Source organism: Rhizobium sp. CNPSo 3670, from assembly GCF_057784555.1.
The window spans coordinates 53,411-68,163 of record NZ_JBXSOL010000004.1; the positions used below are offsets into that span (position 1 = coordinate 53,411).

The following is a 14,753-nucleotide window of genomic DNA, read 5'->3' on the forward strand; positions in this document are numbered from 1 at the left end:
CCGAAAGTCGGAGCGATGGCTGGACATTGTCACGATAGACACCGCGCCTCAACCGAAACCCTTTCTTAACCTTAACGGCCCGGATCTGGCATGAAATCCGCAAGGTAAAAGCTGTACGGGCAATGACTGCCCGAAAATGCTCCGGAATGGGACAGGGTGAAATGCGTGTGCAAACGACCATCGAAATTTTTGACTACTGGAACCGTATCCGTGGCGCTGCCGATGCGCCGCTGAAATCACAGGTTGAACCCTCTGCCGTTCCCCATCTTCTGCAAAGTCTCTTTATCCTTGAGACGCGCGACGACGGAGACATCGTTTTCCGGCTCGCCGGCACCCGCATCTGCGATTTCTTCGGGCGCGACCTGCGCGGTGAACATTTTTCATCCCTCTGGGCGCATGGCCAGCATGCGGACATCGAACGCACGGCGATGGGCGTCATGGACCATGCCATGCCGGCCCTGTTCAACACCACCGGCTACAGCACCGTCGGTCATCAGGCCTCCTTCGAGATCATCATGATGCCGCTGCGCTCGTCTAACGGCGCCTGCGACCGGCTGCTCGGCGCGATCGCTCCGACAGCGGCTGCGAGCTGGCTGGAGATCGTGCCGCTGGAATTCCTGGCGCTCGACCGCAGCCGTCTGCTGTCCGAAAAATTCAGCAAGGCCACGCCGACCGAACTGCGCTCGATCCACGAGGTCGTCGCGGCAAAAGGCATCGGATTCGGCCAGGCCATGCGCCGCATGGTGTCACAGCTGCTGAGCGCCGAGGCGCGTTAAAGCGTCTCGTTTCGGGACACGGCGCGCACTCGTTTTCGGCTATGTCACAATGGGTCGAAACAACCTTCTGTTAATGGATTGGAGGTAAGGATTAATCTCTCCAGTTTTCATGAAGAAGCCCTTTGATGCACTCGTTCCAGCCAGCTCAGACGCAACGACCTGCGCCGCGCCCTGAACAAGGCGTTTTCCAGCGTGTGCCGATCAATATGCAGGGCCGGCTGATGCTTGCGAATTACGAGGAATTCGAATGCATGGTGATCGACATGTCGCCCGGCGACATGTACGTCACCTGCTCCGGCCGGCCGCGCGCCAACGAACGCGTCGTCGCCTATATCGATCATCTCGGGCGGGTTGAAGGTTACGTCCAGACACTCGACGGCCGCGGATTCACCATGTCGATCAACGCCACCGAGCGCAAGCGCGAGAAGCTCGCCGCCCAGCTCACCTGGCTTGCCAACAAGCACGAGCTCGGCCTGCCGGAAGATCGTCGCCACGACCGTCTGACGCCGCGTGATACGAAGACCGAACTCACGCTCGAGGATGGCACGCGCTATACCTGCCGGATCATGGACCTGTCGCTGTCCGGCGCCGCCATTGACGTCGAAATGCGTCCCTCGATCGGAACGGCGGTGCGCCTCGGCAACATGCGCGGCCGCGTCGTGCGTCACTTCGTCGAAGGCGTGGCGATCGAATTTCTGTCGATCCAGTCCCGCGAGACGCTGCGCGAATTCCTCTGACAGCCTGAAAAAACCGATGCCCTGCCGCGAGCCTTTGTGGCGGGTCCATTGATGACGGACAGCTCCGAAAGCGTTTGTCAAATCGGAGCCGCACCGGGTCTGTCGTGCACCGGGTCAGGTTGTGTTGAAACGCACAAGCCTCCCCGCAAGCGATCTACAAGCGGGCAGCAAATCCGGCTTTGGAAGATTGGCGCGAATCCTGTCGCAAGTCCTTCCAACCAGTAAGCACATAAAGTTATGAATGGAACAACCTGCGACATTGTTCGCCCGGAGCAGGTCGCGTGAAATCGGGCAGGATTGTTTTGGCGGCAATTCCCGTCCTGTCATCCGTCCTCCCTTCGCCACGGATATGATGGATAAGCCTATCTCGACCGCAGGTGCACCGATGCCAGCCCTCTATCCGGAAATCGAACCATACGATCACGGCCTACTCGATACGGGCGATGGAAACCTGATCTATTGGGAAGCCTGCGGCAACCCGATGGGGCGGCCGGCGCTCGTCCTGCACGGCGAGCCGGGTTCAGGCTGTTCGACCGCGGCGCGCCGGCAGTTCGATCCGCACGCCTACCGGATCATCCTTTTCGACCAGCGCAATTGCGGCCGAAGCCTGCCGAGTGCAGCCGATCTCGAAACCGATCTCTCCTGCAATACGACCTGGCATCTCGTCGCCGATGTCGAAAGGCTGCGGCTCTTCCTAGGCATCGAGAGCTGGCTGCTGTTCGGTAACTCCTGGGGCTCGACGCTGGCGCTCGCTTATGCCGAATCGCATCCACAGTGCGTCAGGGCGATTGTCATATCGGGCGTGACCACCACGCGGCGATCGGAAATCCACTGGCTTTGCCGCGGCATGGCGCCGCTTTTTCCGGAAGAATGGCACCGCTTCCGTCAGGGAATCCCGTCCAGCACGCTAGGGCTGGACGACGACATGGCCAGCGCCTATCACCACCTCCTCAACGATCCGGACTCTGAGACGCGTCTCAAGGCGGCGCGAGACTGGCATGATTGGGAAGCAGCCTCGATCCTGCTCGCCGGGGAAGGACTGCCGCGCCGCTGGGCCGATCCGGCTTATGTGCTGACACGCGCCCGCATCATCACCCACTACTTCGTCAACAGTGCCTGGCTGGAGGATGGTATGCTCCTGAAGAACGCCGCGCGGCTTGCCTACATTCCCGGCATCCTGCTGCAGGGGCGGTTCGACATCGAGGCGCCGCTCGTCACCGCCTGGGAACTGGCCCGCGCCTGGCCACAAAGCGAACTCGTAATCCTTCCGCACGCTTCCCATTCCACCGCAGGCCCCGATATGAGCGCAGCAATCGTCGCCGCCACCGATCGATTTCGCGATCTTTCTAAAAAATAATCTTAGTGCCGGACGCCGGAATCCGAGCGATATTATGCTTTCGGCCCATTCCAACCGACCGATTCCACCGGTATCGCCGCCGCAAACATCCCGTCGCAGCGCCGCCGGCACTTATCCGGCCCAGCGAAAACTCTTAACGCCGCGACGGCGGCGCAGGCTGTCCGTGGACGAAGTCCTTGTCGCGTCCATTACAATTTTAATCGATTTCGCCACAAATACGCACTGAATTTTATTCGCATTCGAGCCAAGTTTTAGTGGCATTTGATTCAACTAAGCATTTAATTCTATTGCGTAATTTTGCGCGAGGTAAAAACGTCCGTGTCATTGTCGCCTCAACTTAGGGGAGACGGCAATGACAACTGCGAACATCCTGAAAGGCGGCCTGCTGGCCGGTGCGATCATGATGGCAATGGCGAGCTCGGGACAGGCAACGCCCGCCAGCATGGCACTGGCAGGCAATGCCAGCCCGCCGATCGGACATTATGAATTCTGCAAGGCCAATCCGACGGAATGCGCCTATGCCGGCGGCGATGCCGGGCCGGCCGTCCTCACGGAGGACCGCTGGAAGGAAATTCTCAAGGTCAACTACACCGTCAATTCGTCGATTCAGCCGGAGACGGACGAACAGATCTACGGTGTCGAGGAACGCTGGGCCTATCCCACAACCGTGGGCGATTGCGAAGACTATGCCCTGCTGAAGCGCAAGATGTTGATCGAGGACGGCTTCTCGCCATCCGACACGCTGATCACCGTCGTGCTGCAGCCGAACGGCGAAGGCCACGCCGTGCTGACGGTCCGCACCGATCACGGCGACTTCATTCTCGACAACATGCGCAACAAGGTGCTGCTGTGGTCGGACACCGAATACACCTATCTGAAGCGCCAGTCCGCAAGCGATCCGGCCCGCTGGTCGAAGCTTCAGGACGGCCGCGCTGTCGCGGTCGGCAGCGTCAGGTAAGCCGGCCCGCCGGCAAAGCCGGCACAGGTTTCGGCCCGGTCAGTCCCCGCATCCCGTCCCCGACCGGTGCCCAAGAGCCGTTCCCGCTGTCCCGGGAACGGCTCACTCCTTTTTGGGACAGGGTCCATCCCGGCACAACCGCGACCCGAAATCTTAGCGAAGTGTTAACCCTGCCGGTTCGATCATCGCGATAAGATTCATCATCGGCACCGGCGGCTCATGTTCTTCCTGCGGCGGACCGAAACGCGAAGAACCGCCATGAGCCAAGCCGCCCCAAGCGCACCCGACGAGCAGCCGCTTCTTTCGATGAGGTTTCTCCTGCGCACGATGACCGCGATCGCCCTTCTGGCGGTCCTGACCGTCGCCATCAGCATCGCCGGCCGTTGGTTCGGCCGGCACATCTCCCTTGCCGGCAACACCGACAGCACGGCTGAAATCACGCTGACCATTGGCCGCGACACAGTGAAATTCCCCGAAAATACCATCCGCTTCCCGAGCCAGAGGCATGACGGCGTCGCCGAGCGCGTCGATCTTTACCTCGCCTGGCCCTCCATGCAGGGTTACGGCAAGGACAATCATCTGCGATTCGACGATATCGGCCAATCCTCCGGCCTCATCTTCCTACAGATCGCCCAGAGCACCATGTCGCGCGATATGTCCGGCCGGCTGGAGCCGATCTATTCGCATCTGATCGAAGGAGCAGCCGAGCCTTTCCGGGACGGATTGACACTCCATCGACTTCGCGCCGACGCCGGTTACGGCGGAGAAGTGCTGCTCACGGCACCGGTCACAGGCGGGCCGGACTACGTCGTGCGCTGCATCTTGCCTTCTACTCCGGACAAGGCTGCAAGCGGAGATTGTCAGCGCGACATCAAGGTCGGCAAGGATCTCAGCGTCCTCTACCGCTTCTCCAGCAGCCATCTCGCCGACTGGGAACATATTGATGCCGCGATCCGCCTCTTTGTGGAGCCGCGTCTTGTGAACCGATCTGTGACAGGTCCCTAAAATGCCGGCGGAGAAGGCATGAAACGATTCATCATAAACGGATTGGTAACGCTGAATCGGTAATTTCAAAAGACGAGCTGTGCGGCGGGGGGTGTGCGGTTCCTGCCCAATATCTGAAATGCAAAGCGAAGAGTGGAATAGTGTCAAGGTCAGTCTCCTCCGTATCATCGTCCCGGTCCGGCAGCTTTTTCGCAAAGCTCCTGGCGATCCTTTCGATGGCTCTCACGGTCGTCCTGGTTGATTCGGTCAATGCCGACGCGGAGGCAGCCAATCCGAAATATGCGGGCATTGTGGTCGACGCCAAGACCGGCAACGTTCTCTACAGCGAGAATGCCGATCGGCTGCAATACCCAGCTTCTTTGACCAAGATGATGACCCTTTATATGACCTTCGAGGCCTTGGAACAGGGTCGCATCCGCCTCGATACACCGGTTCCCTTCTCCGCTCATGCGGCCGCCCAGGCGCCGACCAAGCTTGGCGTGCGCGCCGGCGGCACAATCACCGTCGAGCAGGGCATCCTCGGTCTCGTCACTCTGTCGGCCAATGATGCGGCAACCGCGCTTGGCGAGATGCTCGGCGGCAGCGAAGACCGCTTCGCCCAGATGATGACCGCCAAGGCGCATGCGCTCGGCATGACGCGCACCACCTATCGAAACGCCAACGGCCTGCCGAATACGGCGCAGATGACGACGGCGCGCGACCAGGCCCGCCTCGGCATCGCCCTTCGCCAGCATTTCCCGCAGTATTACGGATATTTCTCCACCCGCGCTTTCAAGTTCGGCACCCGCACGATCCGCAGCCACAACCGGCTGGTCGGCTCCGTGCGCGGCGTCGACGGCATCAAGACCGGTTATACCCGCGCCGCCGGCTTCAACCTTGTGAGTTCGGTGCAAGTGGACGGCAAGTCGATCGTCAGCGTCGTGCTCGGCGGCACTTCCGGGTCGGCTCGCGACGCCCAGATGCGCAGCCTGATCGCCACCTACCTGCCGAAGGCGTCGAGCCGCGGCGGAAATTCGGCGCTGGTGGCCCAGACAGCCCCCGCCCCTGAAATGATCGAAACCCCCGCTCCGGTTCAGCCGCAGAAGGCCCGGCAGCAGGTCGCTTCACAGCAGGTTGCCCCCCAGCAGGTCGCAAAGACGATCACCGCGGCGCAGCCGCCGGTTTCTGCCGCTGCAGCCGATCTCAGCCTGCCGCATAAGGGTCCGCTGCCGGATGCGCGCGAGGTGGCCGAGACCGAGGTTGCCTATACCGAAACATCGGCGACGAAGTCCGACAACCCGCTGGTCGCCCAGACGATGCCCGCGCCGACCAGGGTCAAGACCACGAGCTTCAAGCAGCAGGCTCCGGTGGCCGGACCGGCTGCCCAGGACGACGCCGCCGTCGACCACGTCACGACCGCCTCGACCAGCAGCACCCCGGCAAGCGCCGCGCCTGCGGGCTGGGTCGTGCAGGTCGGCGTCTCGCCGAGCCGCCAGATGGCCATGGACCTCCTGGAGAGCGCCAAGAGCAAGGGCGGCAAGGCGCTGGCCTCGGCAAAGCCCTTCGCCGTCGCCTACGGCGCTGGCAATGACCAAGTCTACCGCGCCCGTTTCGGCGGCTTTGACGATCAGCGCGATGCGGTCAACGCCTGCAAGGCCTTGAAGAAGGCCGGCATCAAGTGCTGGGCAGCCGCACAATGAGCTATTCGGTGCTGCCTGCGACAAGGCCGGCGGCACCCCTAACGGCCGGAATCGGTGTTTGCGTTTCCGGCCACCGGTTTTGAACTCGATCAGTAGTGCGTACGGGGAAAACAATGGCGATCAATGAGAATGTTCCGGGAATGCCAGGCGACCGCCGCGGCGGGGCCAAAGGGCGGTCACCCCTGCATCCGCTGCACGAAGCGGCTCTGCGACTTGCCGAAATCGGTCTGCAACGGCCGAGAGCGAAGTCCGCCAAGACCCGGGATCTCATCAATCTGCTGCTTTGTCATGGCGCGCGCGCCTGGCGCTATTCGCAGCCGGAAGCCCGAATTCATCTGCATGTGACGTCGCCGGACGGCAGCGCCCCGGTGCAACTGCGTCTGCGCTGAAATCCACACGCCGTTGTCCGAAACCGGCATTTAGGGCGATAAAATTAGAGCAGGCCGAGCTCTGTCAGCTCGCGGCGCAGCTCCGCGGGCATTTCGGCGATCCCGGCGCCCAAGCTCGTCAGATCGGGCGGCGCGTCGTCCTGCGTATAGTAGCGCCAGCCCTGGAAGGGCCGCTTCGGCTGCACCGCGGTTTCGACGACCTCCGGGCCGAGCATCAGGCGGCAGCGTGAAATTCCTTCATCGTCGGTGAACGTATCGATGTCGAGCAGCCTCTGCCTCGCCTGCACCTGTCCCTTGATCACCCAATAGAGCGAGCCGCCGTCGAGAAGCTCCTCCATGCGTTTGGGCACCATGCGCGTCGTGTGAACCGAATGCGGTTCGAGCCCGGCGGCTATGGCGCGCAGCGAGCGCTCCGCCACCCATTCGCGCAGATCGTCGATCGAGTCGGCGCCGACACAGAGTTTGATGAGATGCAATGCCATGCCGCCGTTGAAATCCTTTTGGCGGCGGGCGTCAAGTGTGAAGCTATGGAGTTCGCACGCTCAGCATTCGACGACGTTGACGGCCAGGCCGCCGGTCGAAGTTTCCTTGTATTTCTCGCTCATGTCGTGGCCGGTCTGGCGCATCGTCTCGATACAGGCGTCGAGCGGCACGAAATGCTGGCCGTCTCCCTTGACGGCAAGCGATGCCGCCGTGACGGCCTTGACGGCGCCAAGCGCGTTGCGCTCGATACAGGGAACCTGCACGAGGCCTGCGACAGGATCGCAGGTCATGCCGAGATGATGTTCGAGCGCGATCTCGGCGGCGTTCTCGATCTGCTCCGGCGTACCGCCCATTACGGCCGCAAGGCCCGCAGCCGCCATCGCCGCGGCCGAGCCGACCTCGCCCTGACAGCCGACCTCGGCGCCGGAGATCGAGGCATTGTGCTTGATGATCCCGCCGATCGCCGCAGCCGTCAGCAGGTAATCGCGGATGCCGTTCTGGTCCCAGTCCTCGTGGAAATGCTCGTAGTAGCGGATCGTTGCCGGAATGACGCCGGCCGCGCCATTGGTCGGCGCGGTGACGACGCGCCCGCCCGCCGCATTCTCCTCGTTGACGGCCATTGCATAGACGCTGAGCCAATCATTGGCGAGCAGCGGATTGACGCGGTTGCTGCGCCATTCCTCCTGCAGCTTATCGTGGATGCGGCGGGCACGGCGCTTGACGTTGAGGCCGCCGGGCATGACACCTTCGACCTTGAGGCCGCGCTCGATGCAGGAACGCATTGCTTCCCAGATGCGGTCGAGCCCCTGATCGAGCTCTTCACGGCTGCGCTGACTCTCCTCATTCGCCCGCTTCATCTGCGCGATCGAAAGCCCCGAGCGCTCCGCCATCTCCAGCATCTGCTTGGCGGTCGAGAAGGGATATGGCACGCGCACGCCGCCCGTCGCATTCTTTTTCGCCCGCATCTGCTCCAGCTCGGTGTCGGTAACGACGAAGCCGCCGCCGACCGAATAATAGATGCGCTTGAGGAGCAGCCGGCCGTCCTTGTCAAATGCGGAATAGATCATGCCGTTGGCATGGCCTGGCAGCGGCTGTTTCTTGTCGAAGATCAGATCGGTCTTCGGCTGAAACTGGTAGGCCTGATGGCCCGCAGGCGTGATGCGGCCGGTGCGCTCCACGGTATCGATGATGCCGTCCATCCTGTCGGGATCGACACCGTCGGGCGCTTCGCCCATCAGTCCGAGAATGACAGCCCTGCCCGTGCCATGACCGATCCCGGTATGGGCGAGCGAGCCATGCAGGCTGACCTTGATCGCGACGACCTGAGCGCCCGATGACGGGCGCGGCCATTCATTCGACAGGATCAGGTCGAGAAAACGATTGGCGGCCGACATCGGCCCCATCGTGTGCGAGCTCGACGGTCCGACACCGATCTTGAACACGTCGAATACCGATAAAAACATGGATGCGCCTTCTGAACACTGGAATGCGAATTTAAACCCCGCCGGTTTCGGATCCCAGCGGCGAACCGACATCGCATGGAGTCGGTGCGACATTTCACACTAACGCAGCGCTTTGAAAATCGGAATCGCTTTTCATAGCGCTATATCGTTCCGGGCACGCCCTGCCGGTCATTGCAGCATCGCGGCGCATATGTAAGGTGGCCGCATTCATGCGGAGACTGAATCGTTGATGACGACGGCGGATTATATCGCTCTGGCCTTCTTTGCCTGTGTCTGGGTGGGTTATTCCTGGCTGTTGAAGGGCCGCACCTTCTTCGGCCGCACCAGCCTGACCCACGCGATGACCGAACGGCGGCGGGAGTGGATCTACAATTCGCTGCGCCGCGACCTGAAAATGATCGACACGCAGATCATGGCCGGACTGCAGAACGGCACGGCCTTTTTCGCCTCAACCTCGATTTTCGCGATGGGCAGCTGCTTCGCCCTGCTCGGCGCAACGGAGAAGGTTGACGCCGTCTTTGCCGACCTGCCCTTCGTGCTCCATGGCGGCCACGCCGCCTTCGAGATGAAGGTCGGTGGCCTGGCGGCGCTTTTCGGCTATGCCTTCTTCAAGTTCGGCTGGTCCTATCGGCTGTTCAATTACTGCACCATCCTCTTCGGCTCCATCCCGATGATGCGCGAAGCCGAGAGCGACATCATCGCCGCCGAGCGGGCCGCCGAGCGCGTCATCCGCATGAATGTCATCGCCGGCAGCAATTTCAACGAGGGTCTCAGGGCAATCTTCCTGTCGATCGGCTATCTCGGCTGGTTCATCAATCCTTACGTCTTCATGCTGACGACGGCGACCGTCATCTTCGTGCTGACCCGGCGACAGTTCTTTTCGCAGGCGCGGCTGGCGATCATGGATGCGGGATCGCCATCAAATCTCCACCTTTCTGCTATTCGCCGCGACACGCCGTCGAACGACGGAAATGATTTGACCGGGGGACTTTGATGACAATGCCGGCAATGCAGGCCGACGGGGTGGCAAGACCGCCGCGCATCGGCCTATTGGATACGGCGCGCGGCGTCGCATTGATTGCTATGGCGAGCTACCATTTCACCTGGGACATGGAGTTCATGGCCTATCTGGCGCCGGGCACGGCCGAGACCGGCTGGCTGAAGATCTATGCCCGGGCGATCGCCACGACCTTTCTCTTCATCGTCGGCATCAGCCTGGTGCTCTCCAGCACGCCAACAATTCGCTGGCCGTCCTTCTGGAAACGTGTCGGCATGATTGCCGCGGCGGCTGCGGTCATTTCGATCGCCACCCGCATCGCGATGCCGGACACGTGGATCTATTTCGGAATCCTGCATTGTATCGCGGTGCTCACGCTCATCGGCGTCGTTTTTGTCAGATTGCCGCTCGCCTTCACGCTCCTCGTCACAGTCGCGCTCCTTGCCGCCTGGATTCTCGATAATTTCGGCACACCGGGCCTTCTGCGCTCATCCTTCTTCGATCCGAGATATCTCGCCTGGATCGGGCTTGCCGAAACGCCGCAACGCTCTAACGATTATGTGCCGCTGTTTCCCTGGGCTACGCCGTTTTTCGTGGGCTTGAGCAGCGCCTTGATTGCCATCAGAACCAAGCTGCCGCATCGGCTCGCGGCCATCGGCACAGGCTCCTGGTGGCCGGCGAAGCTTGGCCGCCACAGCCTTGCCTTCTACCTCGTTCATCAGCCGGTGCTGATCGCGATCGCTTACGGTCTTTCCCTTGTCGTCCCGCCGCCGCAGCCGGATCCGGTCGAAGCTTACCTTAGGCAATGCAACTCCGCTTGCGTCATGCAGCAAGGCGCAGCCCTCTGCCGCAGCTTCTGCCAGTGCACGCTCGACAGATTGCAGGCTCAGGCGCTGCTGGCACCGCTTCAGGCGGGCAAGATCGATCTGCAGAGCGATGAGCGAGTCCAGACGATCGCCGGCGAATGCAGCGCCGAGGCGCAATAAAGGTTCAGCGCCACCCTGCGGCAAGTCTCAGGTGGTAACGCCGATTTCGGCAAGGCGGCCGAGGCAGGCCTCTTCGATATTATCGAGTTCCGTCAGCGTATCGTCTATGTCCTTGCGCTTCTGGCGCAGGTCCTCACGCTTCTCGTCGACGCGCTTCATCAGAAGTTTCAGCTGGCCGAGCTCGCCCGGCGGCTCCTTGTAGACCTGGATGATCTCGCGGATTTCCGCGATGGTGAAACCGATCCGCCGCCCGCGCAGGATTTCTCCAATGAGCCGTCGGTCCGCCGGCCGGAAAAGACGCGTGCGCCCTCGCCTCTCCGGATGGATCAGTCCCTCGTCTTCGTAGAAGCGGAGCGTGCGCGTCGATACTCCAAATTCGCGCGTCAGCTCCGTTATGCTATAATATTTGTTCACCGGCATGTGTTCCCCGTCGTCGAACCGGCAATAATATTGACTTTTACGTAATAGTCAATTTCGGCGAACCGTCAGATGCCGAACCACCACGTGGCAATGCCGAGAAATGCGAAGAATCCGGTGCAGTCGGTCACCGTCGTGACGAACACCGACGAGGCGATCGCCGGGTCGGCACCCACCTTGTCGAGCAGTAGCGGCAGCAGGATGCCGGCAAGCGCGGCCGCCATCAAATTGATGATCATCGCCGCCGCGATCACCCCGCCAAGCTGATAATCATGAAACCAGATGCCGGCGATCGCGCCCATGATCGTCGCAAAGACAGCGCCGTTGAGAAGGCCGACGCCGGCCTCCCTGCGGATGATGCGGCCGGCATTGTAAATGTCGAGATCGCGAGTGGCGAGCGCGCGCACCGTCACCGTCATCGTCTGCGTGCCGGCATTGCCGCCCATCGAGGCGACGATCGGCATCAGCACCGCAAGCGCGATCATTTTCTCGATCGAGGCGTCGAACAGGCCGATGACGCTCGCCGACAGCATCGCCGTGCCGAGATTGATCAGAAGCCAGAGGAAACGCGAGCGCGCCGTCGAGATCACGTTGTCCGACAGTTCTTCGTCGCCGACGCCGCCGAGGCGCTTGATGTCCTCGTCCGCCTCTTCGTGGATGACGTCGACGACGTCGTCGATGGTCAGCACGCCAACCAGCCGGCCGTTCTCGTCAACGACGGCAGCAGACAGAAGGTCGTACTGTTCGAAGAGCTGGGCGGCCTCCTCCTGGTCCATCTCGGCGGGAACCGGATGATTGGTTTCCCGCATGATCTGCTCGATCTTCGTCTGCCGCTTGGTGCGCAGGATCTGATCGAGATCGACGGCGCCAAGCAGCTTGAAGGTCGGATCGATGACGAATATCTGTGAGAAGGAATAGGGCAGATCCTCCTCGTCGCGCATATAGTCGATCGTCTGGCCCACCGTCCAGAATGGCGGCACAGCGACGAACTCGGTCTGCATGCGGCGTCCGGCCGAGCTTTCCGGATAGTCGAGCGCCCGGCGCAGCCGCACCCGCTCGGTAAACGGCATCTGGGCGAGGATTTCTTCCCGGTCCTCCTTGTCGAGGTCTTCGAGAATGTAAACAGCATCGTCCGAGTCGAGCTCGCCGATGGCGGCCGCGATCTGCTCGTTCGGCATCTGGTCGACGATTTCGCGGCGAATTGCCTCGTCGACCTCGGTCAGCGCCGTCATGTCGAAATCTTCGCCGAGCAGCCGCACCAGCGCCAGGCGCTGATCCGGCTGGATCGATTCGAGCAGGTCGCCTATCTCGGATTCATGCAGGCGGGCGACATTCCCGCGCAGGAACAGCGTGTCGCGATCGGCGATCGCCGCACCGACGAGCGCCAGGAAATCGCCGCGGACATTGCCGTCCTCGTCGTAGATATCCGCTTCCTCGTCATCGCGCCGGCGAATGCGGTCTTCCGTGTCGGTCGTCGTCATCTGCCGCCCTCGCACCTGGTTCGAATTTCAACGACTGCCGCACAGCATTCGCAAATGTCGGCCGAAAACACATTGTCAACAAGCGGATAAGCGAATCCCGCGCGAGGCTCCCGCGGTCGGAATTCTTGGCCCCTGCTAGCTCAAAGCATCCTTGTCGTAAAGCGCCAACCGTGCTTCGTGATGACAATGTCTGCGGCCGGCGATAGTTTCCCGCCGCTCAAAGAGAGGGGAGCCCGCTTCATGCCCATCCGTCCGATCCTGCGCTATCCGCATCCGGGCCTACAGACCCTCTGCAAACCGGTGACTGCCTTCGATGCGTCGCTGCCCGCGCTTGCCGACGACCTGCTGGCGACCATGCGCGCAGCCCCCGGCGTCGGCATCACCGCCGCCCATATCGGCGTCTTCCTCCGCGTGACGGTGCTAGAGCTCGATCGGGCCGACGGCGTGCGCCTCTACGTCAATCCGCAGATTACCTGGAGGTCGCAGGAGACGATGAACCATGCCGAGGGCAGCGTCTCCATGCCCGGCGCGATCGAAGAGGTCACACGCCCACGGGCGATCCGCTTTCGCTATCAGGATGCCGGCGGCATCTTGCATGAGGAGGCCGCCGAAGGTTTCCTCGCCATCTGTGTCCAGCACGAGGTGGACCAGCTCGACGGCATCTTCTGGCTGCAGCGGCTTTCGCGGCTGAAACGCGAACGCCTCGTCAAAAAATGGGAGAAAACCCAAGGCTGACAAAACGCCCGCCATACCGAACCATTCGCCTCTGTCGGCGTTGTCCCGAGAGAAACTAGGAGCGACTATAATGGCAAGGATCGGTGACAAGACCCCGATTTCACGCGAGGCCCCCGAGCTTTCCCGTGAAGAAGATTATCGCGACCTCGAAGAACGCAATCTCGATGACGGCTGGCCCTATGCCGATGGCACCGCTGGCAGCGACCCGGCAAACCGTCCGTATGGCGAGACTGCCGCAAATTTCGACAGCGATCCCAACACAGGTTTCCGAGTCGATGGCACAGACCAAGACGGCAACGAGAATCGCCTCAAGGATTCGTTACGCGCCGGTATGATCGATCGCGACGAAAGCGACGAGCTCGAGGCGCGGGTGAACGACGCTCTCGAAAACATTCCCGAAGTCGATATCAACAGTATCGAGGTTCATGCCGACGGTCATGTCATCACCCTCGAAGGCTCGGTCGAGACCATCGGCATTGCCCGCAAGGTCGAGCTCGGCGCGCTCTCGGTCGACGGCGTTCACCATGTCCGCAACAAGCTGCAGCTGACCGGGGTTGACGCGCATATCCCGAACGAAGACTGAAAAGACCCGCATCAACGACCCGCCAGGAGGCGGCGACCCGCCAGGAGGCGGCGCACCGCCTCCTATTCGTTCCGGACATTACCAAAAGTTAACAATTTCCGATTGTAGCAGGAGCAAGTAGCTTGCGGTCTATTTTGTTCGGCGACTGCCGTAACGGAAACGTCAAATTCGTTAACAACACCGTGATTTCATTTGAACAAAAGGCAATGAAGCGACCGGCTTCAGTTCACAATATTGCCGCAATTGACGCGCGAAATCTTCTCCGCCGGGGATGGTTTATGTTGTTCAATGCAACAACAGATTGAGGAGAAGAACCATGCGCATCAAATTTGCCCTCGCCGCATCCCTGTTTGCCGTCAGCCTTGCAGGCTCTGCCTTCGCTCAGCCGACTTATTCCGATGATTATACCAACGACAGTGATGGCTTTGCGCCCTCCAAGATGGCGCCGCCTGCCCCCGTGCACTATAGTAACAACCACAAGGCTCCGGCCTATTCCAGCGATTACACCAATGACAGCGACGGCTTCGCCCCGGTTGCCATGACGAAACCGGCGATCGACAGGACCGCGACCGCAAGCATCAAGCCCCTCCCCCCGTGCCATAGCATGGTCGGCCCGAGCGGCTCCCATACGAAAGGTGCCGACAGCGGCGCCTCGCGCACAGAAGCCTGCCGCGCAACGCATTGATCCGATAAATAAGGGGCCGGAG

General features: G+C 61.4%; 16 protein-coding genes. 12 read left to right on the forward strand and 4 right to left on the reverse strand.

Going from position 1 to position 14,753, the window contains the following annotated elements; genetic code table 11:
* The first annotated feature begins 161 nt into the window (after positions 1-161).
* From AC13QO_RS04965 to AC13QO_RS04995, 7 genes are all read left to right on the forward strand, one after another.
* Positions 162-776, forward strand: a complete 615-nt coding sequence (locus AC13QO_RS04965) for a PAS domain-containing protein (protein WP_488540036.1) — start codon at positions 162-164, stop codon at positions 774-776.
* Between the two features lie 125 nt (positions 777-901).
* Positions 902-1,513 carry a PilZ domain-containing protein gene (locus AC13QO_RS04970; protein WP_085778243.1) on the forward strand — a complete coding sequence of 204 codons (612 nt, stop codon included), beginning with the start codon at positions 902-904 and terminating at the stop codon, positions 1,511-1,513.
* A gap of 385 nt (positions 1,514-1,898) precedes the next feature.
* Positions 1,899-2,870 (forward strand): prolyl aminopeptidase, encoded by a 972-nt coding sequence (gene pip, locus AC13QO_RS04975; RefSeq protein WP_488540037.1) that lies wholly within the window; start codon positions 1,899-1,901, stop codon positions 2,868-2,870.
* A gap of 352 nt (positions 2,871-3,222) precedes the next feature.
* Positions 3,223-3,828 (forward strand): transglutaminase-like cysteine peptidase, encoded by a 606-nt coding sequence (locus AC13QO_RS04980; protein ID WP_285193710.1) that lies wholly within the window; start codon positions 3,223-3,225, stop codon positions 3,826-3,828.
* A gap of 219 nt (positions 3,829-4,047) precedes the next feature.
* Positions 4,048-4,833, forward strand: coding sequence for a hypothetical protein (locus tag AC13QO_RS04985; RefSeq protein ID WP_488540038.1), 786 nt, complete (start codon positions 4,048-4,050; stop codon positions 4,831-4,833).
* A 140-nt stretch (positions 4,834-4,973) separates the two neighbouring features.
* Entirely contained in the window at positions 4,974-6,512 is a 1,539-nt protein-coding gene (locus AC13QO_RS04990) for a serine hydrolase (protein ID WP_488540039.1), read from the forward strand.
* Between the two features lie 113 nt (positions 6,513-6,625).
* Entirely contained in the window at positions 6,626-6,901 is a 276-nt protein-coding gene (locus AC13QO_RS04995; protein WP_488540040.1) for a hypothetical protein, read from the forward strand.
* Between the two features lie 44 nt (positions 6,902-6,945).
* Here the strand turns inward: AC13QO_RS04995 and AC13QO_RS05000 are convergent, their stop codons facing one another.
* Positions 6,946-7,383 (reverse strand): DUF1489 family protein, encoded by a 438-nt coding sequence (locus AC13QO_RS05000; RefSeq protein WP_488540041.1) that lies wholly within the window; start codon positions 7,381-7,383, stop codon positions 6,946-6,948.
* A gap of 60 nt (positions 7,384-7,443) precedes the next feature.
* On the reverse strand, positions 7,444-8,847 hold the full coding sequence (locus AC13QO_RS05005) for an L-serine ammonia-lyase (RefSeq protein WP_488540042.1): 1,404 nt from the start codon (positions 8,845-8,847) through the stop codon (positions 7,444-7,446).
* Positions 8,848-9,076: 229 nt separating this feature from the next.
* Between AC13QO_RS05005 and AC13QO_RS05010 the strand changes: the two genes are divergently transcribed.
* Both AC13QO_RS05010 and AC13QO_RS05015 read left to right on the forward strand, forming a co-directional pair.
* Complete coding sequence (locus AC13QO_RS05010) at positions 9,077-9,841, forward strand: DUF599 domain-containing protein (protein ID WP_285193716.1); 765 nt, start codon at positions 9,077-9,079, stop codon at positions 9,839-9,841.
* A complete protein-coding gene (locus tag AC13QO_RS05015) occupies positions 9,841-10,830 on the forward strand; it encodes a heparan-alpha-glucosaminide N-acetyltransferase (RefSeq protein WP_488540043.1) in 990 nt (329 codons plus the stop codon). The genes AC13QO_RS05010 and AC13QO_RS05015 overlap by 1 nt, the downstream gene beginning before the upstream one ends.
* 27 nt (positions 10,831-10,857) lie before the next feature.
* Here the strand turns inward: AC13QO_RS05015 and AC13QO_RS05020 are convergent, their stop codons facing one another.
* On the reverse strand, positions 10,858-11,250 hold the full coding sequence (locus AC13QO_RS05020) for a MerR family transcriptional regulator (protein WP_011425479.1): 393 nt from the start codon (positions 11,248-11,250) through the stop codon (positions 10,858-10,860).
* A gap of 65 nt (positions 11,251-11,315) precedes the next feature.
* Positions 11,316-12,728 (reverse strand): magnesium transporter, encoded by a 1,413-nt coding sequence (mgtE, locus tag AC13QO_RS05025; RefSeq protein WP_085778252.1) that lies wholly within the window; start codon positions 12,726-12,728, stop codon positions 11,316-11,318.
* 240 nt (positions 12,729-12,968) lie between these two features.
* Between mgtE and AC13QO_RS05030 the strand changes: the two genes are divergently transcribed.
* From AC13QO_RS05030 to AC13QO_RS05040, 3 genes are all read left to right on the forward strand, one after another.
* A complete protein-coding gene (locus tag AC13QO_RS05030) occupies positions 12,969-13,463 on the forward strand; it encodes a peptide deformylase (RefSeq protein WP_488540044.1) in 495 nt (164 codons plus the stop codon).
* 70 nt (positions 13,464-13,533) lie between these two features.
* A complete protein-coding gene (locus AC13QO_RS05035) occupies positions 13,534-14,046 on the forward strand; it encodes a BON domain-containing protein (protein ID WP_085778253.1) in 513 nt (170 codons plus the stop codon).
* A 316-nt stretch (positions 14,047-14,362) separates the two neighbouring features.
* Positions 14,363-14,731, forward strand: coding sequence for a hypothetical protein (locus AC13QO_RS05040; protein WP_097599309.1), 369 nt, complete (start codon positions 14,363-14,365; stop codon positions 14,729-14,731).
* Positions 14,732-14,753 lie beyond the last annotated feature (22 nt).

Bases quoted from the DNA above. Each gene is read 5' to 3' on its own strand.
- AC13QO_RS04965 (WP_488540036.1), top strand. From the start codon at position 162: ATGCGTGTGCAAACGACCATCGAAATTTTTGACTACTGGAACCGTATC.
- AC13QO_RS04970 (WP_085778243.1), top strand. From the start codon at position 902: ATGCACTCGTTCCAGCCAGCTCAGACGCAACGACCTGCGCCGCGCCCT.
- pip (WP_488540037.1), top strand. From the start codon at position 1,899: ATGCCAGCCCTCTATCCGGAAATCGAACCATACGATCACGGCCTACTC.
- AC13QO_RS04980 (WP_285193710.1), top strand. From the start codon at position 3,223: ATGACAACTGCGAACATCCTGAAAGGCGGCCTGCTGGCCGGTGCGATC.
- AC13QO_RS04985 (WP_488540038.1), top strand. From the start codon at position 4,048: ATGTTCTTCCTGCGGCGGACCGAAACGCGAAGAACCGCCATGAGCCAA.
- AC13QO_RS04995 (WP_488540040.1), top strand. From the start codon at position 6,626: ATGGCGATCAATGAGAATGTTCCGGGAATGCCAGGCGACCGCCGCGGC.
- AC13QO_RS05000 (WP_488540041.1), bottom strand. From the start codon at position 7,383: ATGGCATTGCATCTCATCAAACTCTGTGTCGGCGCCGACTCGATCGAC.
- AC13QO_RS05005 (WP_488540042.1), bottom strand. From the start codon at position 8,847: ATGTTTTTATCGGTATTCGACGTGTTCAAGATCGGTGTCGGACCGTCG.
- AC13QO_RS05010 (WP_285193716.1), top strand. From the start codon at position 9,077: ATGACGACGGCGGATTATATCGCTCTGGCCTTCTTTGCCTGTGTCTGG.
- AC13QO_RS05015 (WP_488540043.1), top strand. From the start codon at position 9,841: ATGACAATGCCGGCAATGCAGGCCGACGGGGTGGCAAGACCGCCGCGC.
- AC13QO_RS05020 (WP_011425479.1), bottom strand. From the start codon at position 11,250: ATGCCGGTGAACAAATATTATAGCATAACGGAGCTGACGCGCGAATTT.
- mgtE (WP_085778252.1), bottom strand. From the start codon at position 12,728: ATGACGACGACCGACACGGAAGACCGCATTCGCCGGCGCGATGACGAG.
- AC13QO_RS05030 (WP_488540044.1), top strand. From the start codon at position 12,969: ATGCCCATCCGTCCGATCCTGCGCTATCCGCATCCGGGCCTACAGACC.
- AC13QO_RS05035 (WP_085778253.1), top strand. From the start codon at position 13,534: ATGGCAAGGATCGGTGACAAGACCCCGATTTCACGCGAGGCCCCCGAG.
- AC13QO_RS05040 (WP_097599309.1), top strand. From the start codon at position 14,363: ATGCGCATCAAATTTGCCCTCGCCGCATCCCTGTTTGCCGTCAGCCTT.